This is a genomic window from Acinetobacter sp. TUM15064 (assembly GCF_008980265.1).
GTDB lineage: Bacteria > Pseudomonadota > Gammaproteobacteria > Pseudomonadales > Moraxellaceae > Acinetobacter.
Window position 1 is genome coordinate 40,658 of record NZ_BKFU01000011.1, and the last position, 14,066, is coordinate 54,723.

Genomic DNA, 14,066 nt, shown 5'->3' on the forward strand with positions numbered 1-14,066 from the left:
TTGAATCATAGTAGTTGCCTAGTTAAATTTACTTAGGCTATTTATACATCTAACTATGTTTAGAGCAGTGTTCCCACAGGTCACTATAAATGGATCAAAGAAAAGCCAGCCCATTTAGAACTGACTGGCTTTAATTCTAATTAGAGTTCAACAAAAAATATGATACGCGAAAATGTCATCTGCAACCTGCATGGTCTAAGCAAGATAATGTTTCTTCGATATCTTTTAATAAATCCAAGAAAAGAACAGGTTTTGCAGGTGACAATGGTTTTGCCTACTTTTGCCGAAACAAAAGTAGGGCGAGCAGCAGGCTAATGACAAAATTGGATGAAAATTCGATAAAACTCCGCCAAGATAATTTTTTTCAATCGGTTAGATCAACAATTACTGCGAATTCGACTTACCACTAAGACCCTTTTATTTTTAAATTAAATTGCAACTTGTATGGTTTGTATCTTTGCCACTTCTTGCTGTTTCAGTAAATTACGTTGAATTTTGCCACTCGACGTTTTCGGCAAGCTTTCAACAAACTCAATCTCTTTCGGATACGCATGTTTAGATAAACGTGAACGCACATAGGCTTGGAGTTTGCTATCCAATTCTTTAGAGGCTTGGTACTGAGGTTTCAGCACCACAAAAGCTTTCACCACTTCAGTGCGTTCTGGGTCAGGCTTACCAATCACAGCCGACTCTAAAACCTCTACACACTCAAGCAAAGTACTTTCGACATCAAAAGGCCCAACTCGATAGCCTGACGTTGTAATGACATCGTCAGCACGTCCAACAAAATCGACACCGCCAATTTCATTCAGTTTGACCGTATCACCCGTTAAATAATACTGTCCCACAAAGGACTTTCGATTATTGCCACCATAGCCCTTAAACCATGTCAGTGGTGACTGGCTAAAGTCTATCGCCAACGTTCCAATCTCTCCGCGCTTCACTTCTTGGTGGTTCGCATCCAGTACAGCAAAGCGGTGTCCAGGATTGGCAAAGCCTGCCGACCCGACTTTTTTCTCATGCTCCAGTGCATGATGGTTGGCAATCACCATGCCCAACTCAGTTTGTCCATACTGGTCATAAATGTTGACGTTCAGATCATTATTGAACCAATGAATCACTTCTGGGGTCAAAGGCTCACCTGCACTACTGACGGCACGTAAGTGAGTTTTAATGGAAGGATCAAACTTTTCTTTGAAACCGAAGAACATTCGAAAAGCTGTAGGCGACCCCGTTAAGTTACTGACACGATACTTTTTAATAACCTCAACCGCATGATCCACGCTAAATGCACGCTCATCCATAATGATGCTATGCCCCAAGCTGAGCGGGCCTGTGATTCCATAGTACAACCCATAAGCCCAGCCCGGATCGGCTAAATTCCAGAATGAATCGTCTTCTCTTAAATCGACCGCATGTTGCATATAACCCTTAAAAGCCAAAACTGCTTTTAAAGGGACAGGTACCGATTTCGCCAAACCTGTGGTGCCAGAGGTAAACATCATCAGGAAATCATCATTAAAGCTACACAAAACAGCTTCACATTGATCGGACTGTTGTTTGACCTCTTGCCAAAAATCAGCTTCGTTACTAGCTAAGTTTGTTCCCGCATTTACAGTCAGGATATGTTTGACTTCAACGTGATTTAATTTTGGGCGTTGTTCTGCATTGGTCACAATCAATTTAGTATTCGCAGTTAAAACTCGATGCTCAATCGCCTTCGACTCAAAAGCGGTAAACAGAGGCTGGTAAATCGCACCGATCCGCCATGTTGCTAAAATCGTAATCAATAGTTCAGGGGTACGGGGTAACAGCCCTGCGATACAGTCACCTACTTGAATGCCAATATTTTTAAAATAATTTGCCAACTGTGCTGAGGCCACATCGAGCTGTTCAAAACTCCATTGCTCAGACTCTCCATTTTTTCCTTCCCAAATGAGTGCTATTTTTTGCTGCCCGACATAACGCTGACAACACTCAATATAAGCATTCATTGCATTGGGTTGACCGACCAATTGTTCTTGAATCAGTTGCTCATAGTTAAATTCTTGGTGGGCTTGTTCTAATGTCTTCATCACGACAACCTCGTATTATCCATTTTTTAAGGCCAAATCCACTTTGGCCGTCCATGTTCTTTATCATTTTAAGCGTTGAACTGACCTCATTGTCAGTCCTATATTGTTTGAATACCCAGAGCAGCTCAGCTACTCGACTTAATACCTGTAACTAACGGCTACACCTAGATAACCATGTTTTAAATGCACCTACAATTTCCAAATCCCTCAATGAAAGTGCAAGCTTTGAACATCGACCAAGGTCTAAAACTGAGTCGTCTTAAACCTTGGTGACTTCACGTGCAATGACCAGACGTTGAATATCAGATGCTCCTTCATAAATCTGGCTCACACGAACATCCCGATAAATTCGCTCAACTGGAAAATCTGAGACATAGCCATAACCACCATGAATTTGAATCGCATCAGAACAAACACGCTCCGCCATGGTTGAGGCAAACAGTTTGGCCATAGACGCTTCTTTTAAACACGGCAATCCTGCGTCCTTCAAAGCAGCTGCATGAAAAATTAACTGGCGTGCCGCTTCAATTTGCGTCGCCATATCGGCTAAACGAAAAGCAACTGCCTGATGTTGTACAATTTCAACACCGAAGGCTTTGCGGTCATTGGCATATTCAACCGCAGCATCCAAAGCTGCGCGCGCCATACCGACTGATTGCGCGGCAATACCAATACGCCCAGACTCCAAATTTGAAAGCGCAATTTTATAGCCCTCACCTTCCGCACCTAGCAAATGATCAGCCGGAATGCGGCAGTTCTCCAAAACGATGGTTGCCGTATCCGAACAGTGCTGCCCCATCTTTTCCTCTATACGAGAGACAATATAGCCTTCGCTATCGGTTGGGACTAAAAAGCAAGAAATTCCTTTCTTACCCGCAGCCTTGTCTGTGACTGCAAAAACTAAAGCGACTTGGGCATGCTTACCTGTGGTAATGAATTGCTTGGTTCCATTCAGCACCCATTCATCGCCCTCACGAACGGCTTTACACTCCAATGCTCCTGCATCTGAGCCTGCTTGTGGTTCAGTGAGACAAAAACATCCCAGCCACTCACCTGTGGCAAGCTTGCTTAAATATTTCTGCTTTTGCGCATCAGTGCCATAACGCTGGGTAATCCCACACGGCAGTGAATTTTGTACACTGACAATGGTCGAAATCGCACCATCACCTGCTGCAATTTCCTCAAGTGCCACCACCAGTGAAATATAATCCAAGCCTGCACCACCCCACTCAGGTGAAACAGTCATACCCAAAGCACCTAACTCACCCAGCTCTTTGAGTTCTTGCGCAGGAAACTGTGCAGTTTTGTCACGTGCAGCTGCGGTTGGCTTCAGTTTTTCTTGCGAATAACTACGAAGCATATCCTGAACCATTTTTTGTTCTTCATTTAAAAGCATGGAGTGTCGTCCCTTCTCTGTTCAGGTTATTAAATTTAATAAATATTTGATACACGGCGACCCATTCGTAACCTGAAAGCCTTTCAAAAGATAATGTTTCTGCGAGAAAGTAGTCTGTAAATTTAATAAAACAGGTTTTGCGAATGGAGATGGTTTTGCCTACTTTTCCCAAAAGAAAAGTAGGTCGAACCGAAGGTTATAAGAAGCCTTTACTTATCAACTCAAAGATCACAAATCAAAATGAATTATTTAGGTTGCATACGAATCGCGCCATCTAAACGAATCACTTCACCATTCAAATAACTATTTTCAAAAATATGGCCTACCAGCTGAGCAAACTCCTGCGGTTTTGCCAAACGCTTCGGAAATGGCACCATTTCACCTAGCGCATCTTGTATATTTTGCGGCATCGCCTTCAACATTGGCGTTTCCATAATGCCTGGAGCAATGGTCATCACTCGAATTTTTTCACGTGCTAGCTCGCGTGCCAGCGGCAAAGTCATTGAGACAACCGCGCCTTTCGATGCTGCATAAGCGGTCTGGCCAATTTGGCCGTCATAGGCTGCAACTGAAGCTGTATTCACAATCACGCCACGTTCTTCTTCACCAGCTTGAGGTTCATATTGCGCGATTAACTGCGCAGCAAAACGCAGCATATTAAAAGTACCTGAGACATTGATGTTTAATACTTTTTGGAATAAAGCCAGCTCATGAATACCCTCACGACCCAACACTTTGGCTGAAGGCGCTACACCCGCACAGTTCACCAAACCATTCAATTGTGCATATTCCGCCTCGACTTCTTGGAAGAAACTTTGCACGGCGTGCTCATCAGTAACATCAAGGCTTTTAAACTGAGCATTTTCACCCAACTCACGCTGTAGCTCTTCACCTAAAGCTTGGTTCATATCTACCAAAATGACTTTCGCACCTTGTTCAATCAAATGACGTGCTGTTGCCGCACCTAAACCCGATGCACCACCTGTAACGACAAAAACCTTCCCTTGAATCTTCATTTATTTTTCCTTGTATGATTGAATGCTACGACTTAAGAAGAAATGTAAACACAGAACCCTTTAAGTACAATTTCCAAATATTGCATCTTCCATGATGGTTTTGGACAATGCTCAAAATGCACAATAAAAATATGGAAGCCACTATGACTGCATCGGAACATGCAAACACCCAGAAAGATTCCATTTCAATTGCTTTGGTACACGAAGCATTGTTTGAAGCTGAAAAGCAGGGATATGCAGTTGCTGATATTTTGAAAAATGCAGGCATCAATAACGAACTGTTAAGTGCGACAAAGGCACGAGTCTCAGTCAATCAATATGCACAGCTCTGGACTGAACTGTCCAATGTCATGAATGATGAGTTTTTTGGGATGGATCGTCATGCTATGCGCCGTGGCAGTTTTCAGTTTTTGTCTAAATCACTATTACACACCACCCAGCTGGACCAAGCCATTCAACATATTTTGCAGTTTATGAATCTGGTGCTAGATGACTTTAGCAGTCAACTCATGGTGCAAGAGCATTATGCCTATATTGTGATTTATGAACGACAACAGCCCAAACGCATGTTTAGTTACGCGACTTATATCATGCTGATTCATGCGCTTATGTGTTGGCTAGTGGGTCAACGGGTGATTTTGAATCAAATTCAACTCAAATGTGATGCACCTACAGATGACATCGACTACAAAGTTCGTTTTTGTGAAAATATCCAGTATCAAATGGCTGAAAACTATATTCAGTTCGATGCCAATTATTTAAAAATGCCAATAAAACAGGACAGTAAATCGTGGTATCAATTTATTCAGCAAACTCCACATATTTTACTGACCCGTTATAAAAATCCACATTCAACCAGTGCCCAAATTCGTCGCTACTTAATGCAAGAGCCGCCTATACAATGGCTTGAACTGTCTGAAATTGCCCATCATTTCAATATGTCTGAGGCGACTATTCAGCGGCGACTGAAAAGCGAAGGTTTCAGTTATCAGCAACTGAAAAATGATATACGCCGTGATATGGCGATTGAGCTGCTCAGTAACAGCCAAGTATCATTACAAGACATTAGCACTGAACTCAATTTTCATGATCCGAGTGCGTTCCACCGTGCTTTTAAAAAGTGGACTGGGGTCAGTCCCGGTGCTTATCGTCAAAATAAGGACGCTTAACTCAGGTCGATTGGTATAAGCAACTACGAGATGCTCTTGCTCTTTCTACATCACAAATCACTAGCCAATAAAATTCTCTCGTTCAAGTAAAACCTTAACATTCTATTGTTCTGACTTGGGTTTTAATTTGCCAAATGAAATGTCAACAGAGCTTATACATTAAATTGAATTTTTGATGCTCATTCATCGGAAAATCAGGGTGCTGTCGCACTTTGTCACTGACTTCAAAAAATTAACTGCCATAGTGATCTCGTCATATTGTTCTTGACACAATGTTGAATAAAAACATCATGGAGGGAAAACATGAGTAGCCAATTAAATAAAAACTTAATGAAAAATATCGGATGGTTATCATTATTAGTGTGCAGTCAGCCAGTGATAGCCGACTCATACGTTTATGTGACCAATACCACCCCTGAAACAGTCTCCGTCAATATTAATCATCATGGTACACGCACCTTAACGCAAGGGAGTCAATGGGCTCAAGAAGCCACTCAAATTGCCCCTTATGAAACCAAACGTGTACTGCGTTATAACCGTTATACTGGGCTAAAGTCAGGCCAAACCTATAATTTTGATACCGTGATTACAGGCGGTGGTTCAAGCGTCACCCTGAAACAATCTATGACTGGCACTTGGTCTGGCAGCGATATTAAACATTCTGCATCTGGCAGTGATTTCTCTGCACCATGGTTCAACGACCGTAACATTCAGCGTTTCAACACCAATTATGCAGGAAAAACGGCGCAGACTGCTTTTAAAGCTGAATACACTGGTGGTTATGACGACTTCCACTACACCATCCATCAAAATACCGTGCCAGAACCTGTTGCCAGCAGTGCCGATGAGTTTAAAGTTTTAACCTACAATATTTATGCCCTTCCTTTGGTGGCAAGTAAAATTGATGAACGCTTAGAACAACTACCACAAAACCTAAAAGGCTACGACGCGATTTTATTCCAAGAGACCTTTGCTTCTGGTCGTACCGCCATGTTGGCCAAATTAGCTCAGGAATATCCGTACCAAACCTATATTCCAATCGGTTCAGGCTACAACATTTATGACAGCGGTATATTGGTTGCCAGTCGTCATCCTATCGTAAAAACGGATCATTTTATTTACCCGAGCTGTACAGGGATTGACTGTTTTGCCGATAAAGGCGTGATTTATGCTGAAATTCTCAAGAATGGCAAAGCCTACCATGTGACCTCCACGCATACCGCATCGTTTGATACCGACGCGGCACGTGATATGCGCCAGCAACAATTTAAGCAAATCCGCGCTTTGGTCGATAAGCAAAATATCCCGTCATTTGATGCAGTTCTTATGGGCGGTGACTTTAATGTCAACAAGCTACTGTGGCCGCAAGATTATGCACAAATGCAAATTAACTTGAATGGTACGGTACCAGTCAGCACAGGATATACCGAATCAACCTTCGATCCACGGGTGAATAAACTCGCGGGTGCAGGACTCACGGGCGGCTCTACCGTAGAGTATTTAGACTATGTGGTGTCATCCAATAACCACCGTCAGCCTATACAAGCACGTAATAATGTCCGTATTCTTCGCTCGGCTACCGATACCTTGTTTATGACTTGGGACTTATCTGACCACTTCCCTGTCATGGGCCAATTCCAATACAACCCATAAGGAAGAATAATGAAGCGCTTACGGCTTATCGCTTTGGTGCTGAGTGTATTGGTGATCGGTGTGGTGATATGGTTGGGCCTTGGCCCATCCTATGCCACATCGGGTCAAACTCAGGCATCCTCACCGTCCCTTACAGAGACTGCTCAACCCAGCAGTTTGCAAGAGAAGCTTGCTGCTGCAAACAACGACGAGTCAAAAATGCAGCAACAACAGCAACAAGAATCCATCCAACAAATTATTCAACACTTTCAAAAAAATCCGGGCAATATCACACAATTATTAAACCAGTTACAACAAAACTGCCCCGATACCAACTGTCAGGCATTATTAAAACAGGTATTGGCCGAATATCCAGATCAGCAGTTTGCCCAGACCTTAAAACGATTGATAGAACGCCTACCACTGTACGAAAAAGAAATGCAAGCTAAAACCATGTCCACACAAATGACACCACAACAGCGTTATCAGGAAATTTGGAACTTACGTGAGCAGACTTTAGGTAAGCAAGAAACACAACTCGGCTTTGCTGAAGAAAAAGAATTTGCCAGCTATCAGTTTGCTTATGGTGAACTCTTGGGACGAGCACCGCAAATGACACTACAACAACGTCTGAGTGAACTTGCGCAATTACAGCAACAATATAAAAACTCGAGCAAAAACATTGATGGTCAAAGTGGTGGTTATGATAAAGCCCTTAAATTGGCTTTAATTGGCGTCACCGACCCAATACAGCAACAAGAAATTACCCAACACATTCGTAACAGCTACTTTTCAGGCAAAGAAGCGGCGCAAATGGCTGAACGCGAACAACAAGTCGCTCGTCAGCAACAACAGATCGCCAGTTACCAATCTGAGCTTACTGCTCTAAACCAAGAAATGAACCAGCAAAAACAAAATTTAGCTGAAAGTGCATGGCAACAGCAGTATCAACTCCGCCTAGAACAACTGAGGCAAAAGCACTTTAACTAGTGGCGTAAACGTTCATCATTCTCTACCCCAAACACAGACAACTAAAGCAAGGTGATGTACCTCAACTTGCTTTAGCTTGTATTTATAAATTGTAATTCCACAATATGTCTACGTTTGAATCAGTAATCTTAAAATAAAGAACATTCCAGAGAATCCAAAATATAATTAATTTATTTCAATAACTTAAAAACAATTCAAATAAATTTTTAATTGAAACTCCACGATATTCCGCACTGAACGCTTCTTTTTGATCTATCCGAGCCCCTTGCAACAGTCGTATGAAATGCACACAGGCACTCAATTTAATAAATTTAAGCTTTTCATTCACTTAACAAATCCATCTTTCATTTATCGGAATCTATTTGCAAAAAATTCCAAAATGGATTATTTTTCAACCAATTTTAAAGCATTCTTTAATGCTTATTTCTGGCTGTACTCCCCCCTGTTTAATCACCTTATTTCTTTTAAAGGTTATGACATGCTTAAAATGATTGATGTTCTCGATCAACGTCTGGTGCAAAACTTTACTCAAGCTTTGCAGTCTCCTACCCCACAATTTGAAGAGCAACTGGATCAAGGCATTCTCAATGCATCAGACCTCGAATTAAATCATGCTGTTACTGCATTTTTTAATGAAGTTGATGCGATTGAAGCTGCTCAAGCGTTGGATATTAGCGCTGACCGTATTCAAGCCCTGCAGTTAGGTGCATCGTTTAAAGATGAACAATATCTAGCCGATCTAAAGAAAATTGTGACGCTTTGCCTTGCACTTGAAACTGATGCTTTAGAGCAAGTTGAAGTGTCTGACAGCTTACAAGACTATCCTATGTAAGCTTGCAATCCCTCAAAAAAAAGCGACTTTTACAGTCGCTTTTTTACATTCAAAATGAATGATTTAGTTATGCAATCTTCATATAAGAAGAAATTATTCTATGCTTTTTGGAAGTTATTCTATACTCCAAAAACTGCACATAGCTCAATCAAGTTATTAAAATTCAGATAGTTAAACTAAGACTACCCGTTTATTTCAATTTAATATTTTGTTATCCATTTTTCTTTTTTTATTTTTCGCATCCATCAGGTTAAAAGAACCCACAAATGAACTTATTTAAATGATGCAACATGAAAAACTTTAAACTACTGAGCACTTCACTGATTTTAGGTCTGATCGGCTCTTATGCCCATGCCGCTATTCCAAACACACTCAAACTCGATTATGCCTATTACGCGCCAACCAGTCTTGTGGTGAAAGAGCAGAAATTGTTAGAAAAAGCCTTACCTAAGACTGAAATTAAATGGGTGTTTAGCCAAGGCAGTAACCGTTCTCTGGAATATTTAAATAGCGGCAGTGTCGATTTTGCTTCAACCGCAGGGCTTGCAGCCGTGCTCAGTCGTGCCAACGGCAGTCCAATTAATACCGTTTATATCCAGAGCCAACCTGAATGGACCGCTTTGGTGGTTGCTAAAAACTCCCAGATTAAAAGTTTAAAAGACTTAAAAGGAAAGAAAATTGCAGCAACTAAAGGTACAGATCCATTTCTGTTTACCCTACAAGCATTGGATACAGTGGGTCTAAATAAACGCGACGTGCAACTGGTCCATTTACAACATCCAGATGGCAAAACAGCTTTAGAACGTGGTCAAGTCGATGCTTGGGCAGGCCTAGATCCACTGATGGCTTCGGCACAAGTGCAATCTGGCGCAAAACTACTGTATCGAAATATTGGGTTTAATAGTTATAGCGTGCTCAGTGTCAAAGAGTCTTTTACTCAGCAAAGCCCCGAAGCCATTGAAGCGGTGATTAAAGCCTATGAACAAGCACGTAAGTGGGCCAAAGCTAATCCAGAGAAACTGGCGGAGTTATTGGCACGCGAGTCCAAACTTCCGTTGAATGTCGCAAAATTACAATTAAGCCGTACCAACTTTGATCAAAACATTCCGTCAGCCAAACAGATTGCCGCATTACAAAAGTCTGGCAGTATTTTGAATGAAGAAGACTTAGTCCGTAAAGGCACCAATGTCAATCAAGTCGTGACTCAGTTGTTTAAGCCACAATATGCACAAAAGGTTGTAAGCAAATAATGACCAAGTCAGTCGCGAGCTCTTTCACCCCTATTGAAGTGAAAAAGGGTTCCTCATTTCAGTTGAAATTGAAGCGTGCTCTCAAAGCGATCACCCTTCCAGTGCTCTTACTGATTGCTTGTGAATATCTGGTCCGTGCAGGTTTTATTGAACCTTATTTATTGCCTGCACCCAGTAGTTTATGGCAAACCTTTCTAGATTTATGGCAGGCAGATTTATGGATGCATGTCTGGACCAGTACATGGCGGGTATTCTTAGGCTTTTTTATTGGCAGTGTTCTGGCATTAATTTGTGCGATTTTGGTCGGACTCAACAAACAGGTTGAAGCATTTTTAGAACCCAGTTTTTCAGCGATTAAATCCATCCCAAGCTTAGCGTGGATTCCTCTACTTTTACTGTGGTTGGGAATAGATGAAGCATCAAAAATCACCCTGATTGCGATTGGCGCATTTTTTCCGACCTATACCAACACGGTCGCAGCGATTAAAGGTGTTGACCGAAAACTCATCGAAGTCGCGCAAGTCTATCGACTGAAATACTGGCAGCAAGTGCAACAGATTATTTTACCTGCGGCATCTCCGGGAATTTTAACGGGACTACGCAACAGTTTAAGTTTGGCATGGATGTTTATGATTGCCGCAGAACTGATTGCAGCGACACAAGGCATTGGTTACTTACTGAGTGATGGACGAGAAACTTCGCGTCCCGATATTGTGATCTTAGCAATTATTCTTTTAGCCGTACTTGGAAAATTCAGCGATGGCATCATGAAAGCCATCGAGACTTGGCTACTGCGTTGGCGTGACGTATTTGGAACATAAGGTAGAAAAAATAAAAGCGCATCAATTGCGCTTTTATTTTGAAGGGAACAATGAAATTATTGTGTCCACTGCCCTAAAGTGACGCGGTCATTCCCACCATAATCTTTTACCGTACGGACTTGCTTATAGCCCGCTTCTTTAAAGATTTTCTGTACAGCGTCAGCTTGATCATAACCATGTTCAAGCACCACCCAGCCATCGAGGGTTAAATGCTTTTTGCCTTGCTGGATAATGACTTTTAAATCAGCCAAACCATGATCCGCAGCAACCAAGGCACGTTCAGGTTCAGTTGCTAAGTCTTGCATGTGTGTATCATCAGCATCAATATATGGCGGATTCGATACAATCACATCAAAAAACTTTCGATTCAGCGGTGCAAACCAACTACCACACACAAAAGTCACATCATTTAAGTCATGCTTTTCTGCATTTTGCTGGGCAACCGCTAAAGTCGGCTTATAAATATCGGTCGCCGTGATGTCCCACGTGTCCCGTTCACTGGCCAATGAAAGCGCAACCGCACCCGTCCCTGTACCTAAGTCGACGATGCGCGCATCTTCAGGTAAGTCTAAACGTAGTACAGTTTCAACCAGTACCTCGGTATCTGGACGTGGCACTAAGGTATCAGGAGTGACAATCAGATCCAGCGTCCAAAATGGCTGTGAACCTGTCACATAAGCCAAAGGCTCTCCTGCTTCGATTCGTGCCAAGGCAGCAACATAGGCTTGCTCTTGCTCATCGGTCAGCACTTGGTCTTTTTTCATAACCAAATCAAAAGAATCAATTTTGGTAATGTGTTCCAGTAACCATGCATTTTCTTGACGTTCGTAACTCTCAGCTTCACCACGTAAAGCCAAAGCTTGGGCAATATTCATTATCCACCATTCTGCTGTGCAAGCATCGCAAGCTGATCTGCTTGGTATTCGCGGTGTAAGCTATCTAATAGTTCAGTTAAATCACCTTCCATAACCGCATCTAACTTGTATAAAGTTAAGTTAATACGGTGATCGGTCATACGACCTTGCGGATAGTTATAGGTACGGATACGCTCTGAACGATCACCCGAGCCGACCAAGTCACGGCGCATTTCAGACGTTGCTGCATCAGCTGCTGCACGTTTTGCATTTTCCAAACGTGAAGCAAGTAAAGCCATGGCTTTAGCTTTGTTTTTATGCTGTGAACGCTCTTCCTGACATTCCACCACCGTTCCTGTTGGAATATGGGTAATACGCACAGCCGAATCGGTTTTGTTGATGTGCTGACCACCCGCACCTGAGGCACGGTAGGTATCAATACGTAAGTCTGATGCATTAATCTCGACCGTTGTATCGACATCAATTTCAGGCAAAATCGCAACGGTACACGCCGAAGTATGCACGCGTCCTTGAGACTCCGTTGCAGGTACGCGTTGTACACGGTGCGCGCCACTTTCAAACTTCAAGCGGCCGTAAACGCCCTCACCATTCACCAAGCAAATGATTTCTTTATAACCACCGTGTTCGCCTTCATTTTCAGACAACACCTCAATACGCCAGCCTTGTGATTCAGCGTACTTGGTGTACATGCGGTATAAGTCACCCGAGAAGATAGCGGCTTCATCACCGCCTGTACCCGCTCGAATTTCCAAATAGGCAGAATTGGCATCATTTGGATCTTTCGGAATCATTAAAATATTTAAATCAGCTTCTAGAGACTCAATAATGGCTTTATTTTCTTTAATTTCTTCAACAGCCATTTCCTTAAAGTCAGGATCTGACAACATCGCTTCAGCCGTTTCAATGTCTGCTTCTGCTTGTTTGTACTTGGTCCAAACTTCTGTAATTTCAGTCAAATCACTATGTTCACGTGACAGTTGGCGGAAACGCTTGTTATCTGAAATCACTTCTACATCTGCAAGTAATGCTGTTAATTCTTCGTGACGGTCAGAAAGTTGATCTAATCGTAAACGTAACGATTCTTTCATTAGGAAAATATCTCAATATAAAGGCTGCAATACAGTTTCACAGCACCAAAAAATTTGCGCTTAGTTTAACGACTCTATCGCCCAAAGAACATCTTTATTCAATATGGACTGATTTTTACTCCATATAAGCTAAATCGAATTTGTATATTTTTGAAAATAGGTTCAGCCATTGACGTTAAAAATTAAAATAATGATCTACACCCACTCCAACTACTTTTAATAGCACTTCATTCGTCTATGACGCAGAGTGTGAATTACATCACTCCTAGGTTTATCCACATTTGCACGAGTCTGGATAAATTTCATTCGCATTATTCACATTTGTAATAAAACTGATACAAACAAGAAACCAACGGGTTTCAATTTGGTTTCAACTCTTCACAATTAACTAGAATCTTTTTGTTACATTAGCGCCATCGAAATAAATACGACAGTTCAACCAATGTTGGACATGGAGAAACACATGAAACTAAATACACTCTTAATGTCAGCAACATTAGCGACAGCATCCATGTTTACTGCAACTGCGTATGCAGATAATACAACCCGCGTTGCTGCTGCAAGTGCTTTAGGTAGTGTTGCAGGGACTGCAATTGGGAAAAACATGGGCGGTAACACTGGTGCAACCATTGGTGCAGCACTGGGTGGCGCAGGTGGTGCAGCTGTTGCAAGTGACAAACGTAATCGTACAGAATCTGCTATTGGCGGTGCCATCGGTGGTGGTGCGGGTTATACCGTAGGTAAAAGCATGGGTGGTACCAACGGTGGTTATGTCGGTTCGGCATTAGGTGCAGCAGGTGGTGCAGCACTAGGGAATAAAATCTCAAAAGACAAACAAACCAGCTCTTACCATGGAAAAAAATGGAAAAAGAAACACCGTAAACACCATTAATTTACAGCATTGTAAAGATGTCATAGAAAG

General features: G+C 42.1%; 12 protein-coding genes. 7 read left to right on the forward strand and 5 right to left on the reverse strand.

What is annotated here, in order from left to right; genetic code table 11:
• Nucleotides 1-428: 428 nt before the first annotated feature.
• The 3 genes from GBI16_RS05530 to GBI16_RS05540 all read right to left on the reverse strand — a co-directional run bounded on the left by GBI16_RS05530 (nt 429) and on the right by GBI16_RS05540 (nt 4,487).
• On the reverse strand, nt 429-2,075 hold the full coding sequence (locus GBI16_RS05530; protein WP_151706702.1) for an AMP-binding protein: 1,647 nt from the start codon (nt 2,073-2,075) through the stop codon (nt 429-431).
• A gap of 259 nt (nt 2,076-2,334) precedes the next feature.
• A complete protein-coding gene (locus GBI16_RS05535) occupies nt 2,335-3,471 on the reverse strand; it encodes an acyl-CoA dehydrogenase family protein (RefSeq protein WP_151706692.1) in 1,137 nt (378 codons plus the stop codon).
• Nucleotides 3,472-3,716: 245 nt separating this feature from the next.
• On the reverse strand, nt 3,717-4,487 hold the full coding sequence (locus GBI16_RS05540) for a 3-hydroxyacyl-CoA dehydrogenase (protein ID WP_151706693.1): 771 nt from the start codon (nt 4,485-4,487) through the stop codon (nt 3,717-3,719).
• 143 nt (nt 4,488-4,630) lie between these two features.
• On the opposite strand from GBI16_RS05540, the gene GBI16_RS05545 reads away from it, so the two are divergent.
• The 6 genes from GBI16_RS05545 (at nt 4,631) to GBI16_RS05570 (ending at nt 11,181) form a co-directional block, all read left to right on the forward strand.
• The gene (locus tag GBI16_RS05545) at nt 4,631-5,656 is read left to right on the forward strand and encodes an AraC family transcriptional regulator (RefSeq protein WP_110974168.1); all 1,026 of its coding nucleotides are present in this window, start codon (nt 4,631-4,633) and stop codon (nt 5,654-5,656) included.
• Between the two features lie 330 nt (nt 5,657-5,986).
• Complete coding sequence (locus tag GBI16_RS05550; RefSeq protein ID WP_228267816.1) at nt 5,987-7,309, forward strand: sphingomyelin phosphodiesterase; 1,323 nt, start codon at nt 5,987-5,989, stop codon at nt 7,307-7,309.
• Between the two features lie 9 nt (nt 7,310-7,318).
• The gene (locus GBI16_RS05555) at nt 7,319-8,278 is read left to right on the forward strand and encodes a hypothetical protein (protein ID WP_151706695.1); all 960 of its coding nucleotides are present in this window, start codon (nt 7,319-7,321) and stop codon (nt 8,276-8,278) included.
• A 478-nt stretch (nt 8,279-8,756) separates the two neighbouring features.
• A complete protein-coding gene (locus GBI16_RS05560; protein WP_110974163.1) occupies nt 8,757-9,110 on the forward strand; it encodes a hypothetical protein in 354 nt (117 codons plus the stop codon).
• A gap of 290 nt (nt 9,111-9,400) precedes the next feature.
• Nucleotides 9,401-10,360, forward strand: coding sequence for an aliphatic sulfonate ABC transporter substrate-binding protein (locus GBI16_RS05565; RefSeq protein ID WP_119062899.1), 960 nt, complete (start codon nt 9,401-9,403; stop codon nt 10,358-10,360).
• Entirely contained in the window at nt 10,360-11,181 is an 822-nt protein-coding gene (locus tag GBI16_RS05570) for an ABC transporter permease (RefSeq protein WP_151706696.1), read from the forward strand. Before GBI16_RS05565 ends, GBI16_RS05570 begins: the two co-directional genes overlap by 1 nt.
• A 56-nt stretch (nt 11,182-11,237) precedes the next feature.
• Here the strand turns inward: GBI16_RS05570 and prmC are convergent, their stop codons facing one another.
• Both prmC and prfA read right to left on the reverse strand, forming a co-directional pair.
• Nucleotides 11,238-12,056 carry a peptide chain release factor N(5)-glutamine methyltransferase gene (gene prmC, locus GBI16_RS05575; protein WP_151706697.1) on the reverse strand — a complete coding sequence of 273 codons (819 nt, stop codon included), beginning with the start codon at nt 12,054-12,056 and terminating at the stop codon, nt 11,238-11,240.
• Nucleotides 12,056-13,144, reverse strand: coding sequence for a peptide chain release factor 1 (gene prfA / locus GBI16_RS05580; RefSeq protein ID WP_110974166.1), 1,089 nt, complete (start codon nt 13,142-13,144; stop codon nt 12,056-12,058). Before prfA ends, prmC begins: the two co-directional genes overlap by 1 nt.
• Before the next feature lie 463 nt (nt 13,145-13,607).
• Between prfA and GBI16_RS05585 the strand changes: the two genes are divergently transcribed.
• Entirely contained in the window at nt 13,608-14,036 is a 429-nt protein-coding gene (locus tag GBI16_RS05585; protein ID WP_086207722.1) for a glycine zipper domain-containing protein, read from the forward strand.
• The last annotated feature ends 30 nt before the right edge of the window (nt 14,037-14,066 follow it).

Excerpts from the sequence above, each read along its gene's own strand:
- GBI16_RS05530 (WP_151706702.1), bottom strand. The coding sequence starts at position 2,075 with ATGAAGACATTAGAACAAGCCCACCAAGAATTTAACTATGAGCAACTG.
- GBI16_RS05535 (WP_151706692.1), bottom strand. The coding sequence starts at position 3,471 with ATGCTTTTAAATGAAGAACAAAAAATGGTTCAGGATATGCTTCGTAGT.
- GBI16_RS05540 (WP_151706693.1), bottom strand. The coding sequence starts at position 4,487 with ATGAAGATTCAAGGGAAGGTTTTTGTCGTTACAGGTGGTGCATCGGGT.
- GBI16_RS05545 (WP_110974168.1), top strand. The coding sequence starts at position 4,631 with ATGACTGCATCGGAACATGCAAACACCCAGAAAGATTCCATTTCAATT.
- GBI16_RS05550 (WP_228267816.1), top strand. The coding sequence starts at position 5,987 with ATGAAAAATATCGGATGGTTATCATTATTAGTGTGCAGTCAGCCAGTG.
- GBI16_RS05555 (WP_151706695.1), top strand. The coding sequence starts at position 7,319 with ATGAAGCGCTTACGGCTTATCGCTTTGGTGCTGAGTGTATTGGTGATC.
- GBI16_RS05560 (WP_110974163.1), top strand. The coding sequence starts at position 8,757 with ATGCTTAAAATGATTGATGTTCTCGATCAACGTCTGGTGCAAAACTTT.
- GBI16_RS05565 (WP_119062899.1), top strand. The coding sequence starts at position 9,401 with ATGAAAAACTTTAAACTACTGAGCACTTCACTGATTTTAGGTCTGATC.
- GBI16_RS05570 (WP_151706696.1), top strand. The coding sequence starts at position 10,360 with ATGACCAAGTCAGTCGCGAGCTCTTTCACCCCTATTGAAGTGAAAAAG.
- prmC (WP_151706697.1), bottom strand. The coding sequence starts at position 12,056 with ATGAATATTGCCCAAGCTTTGGCTTTACGTGGTGAAGCTGAGAGTTAC.
- prfA (WP_110974166.1), bottom strand. The coding sequence starts at position 13,144 with ATGAAAGAATCGTTACGTTTACGATTAGATCAACTTTCTGACCGTCAC.
- GBI16_RS05585 (WP_086207722.1), top strand. The coding sequence starts at position 13,608 with ATGAAACTAAATACACTCTTAATGTCAGCAACATTAGCGACAGCATCC.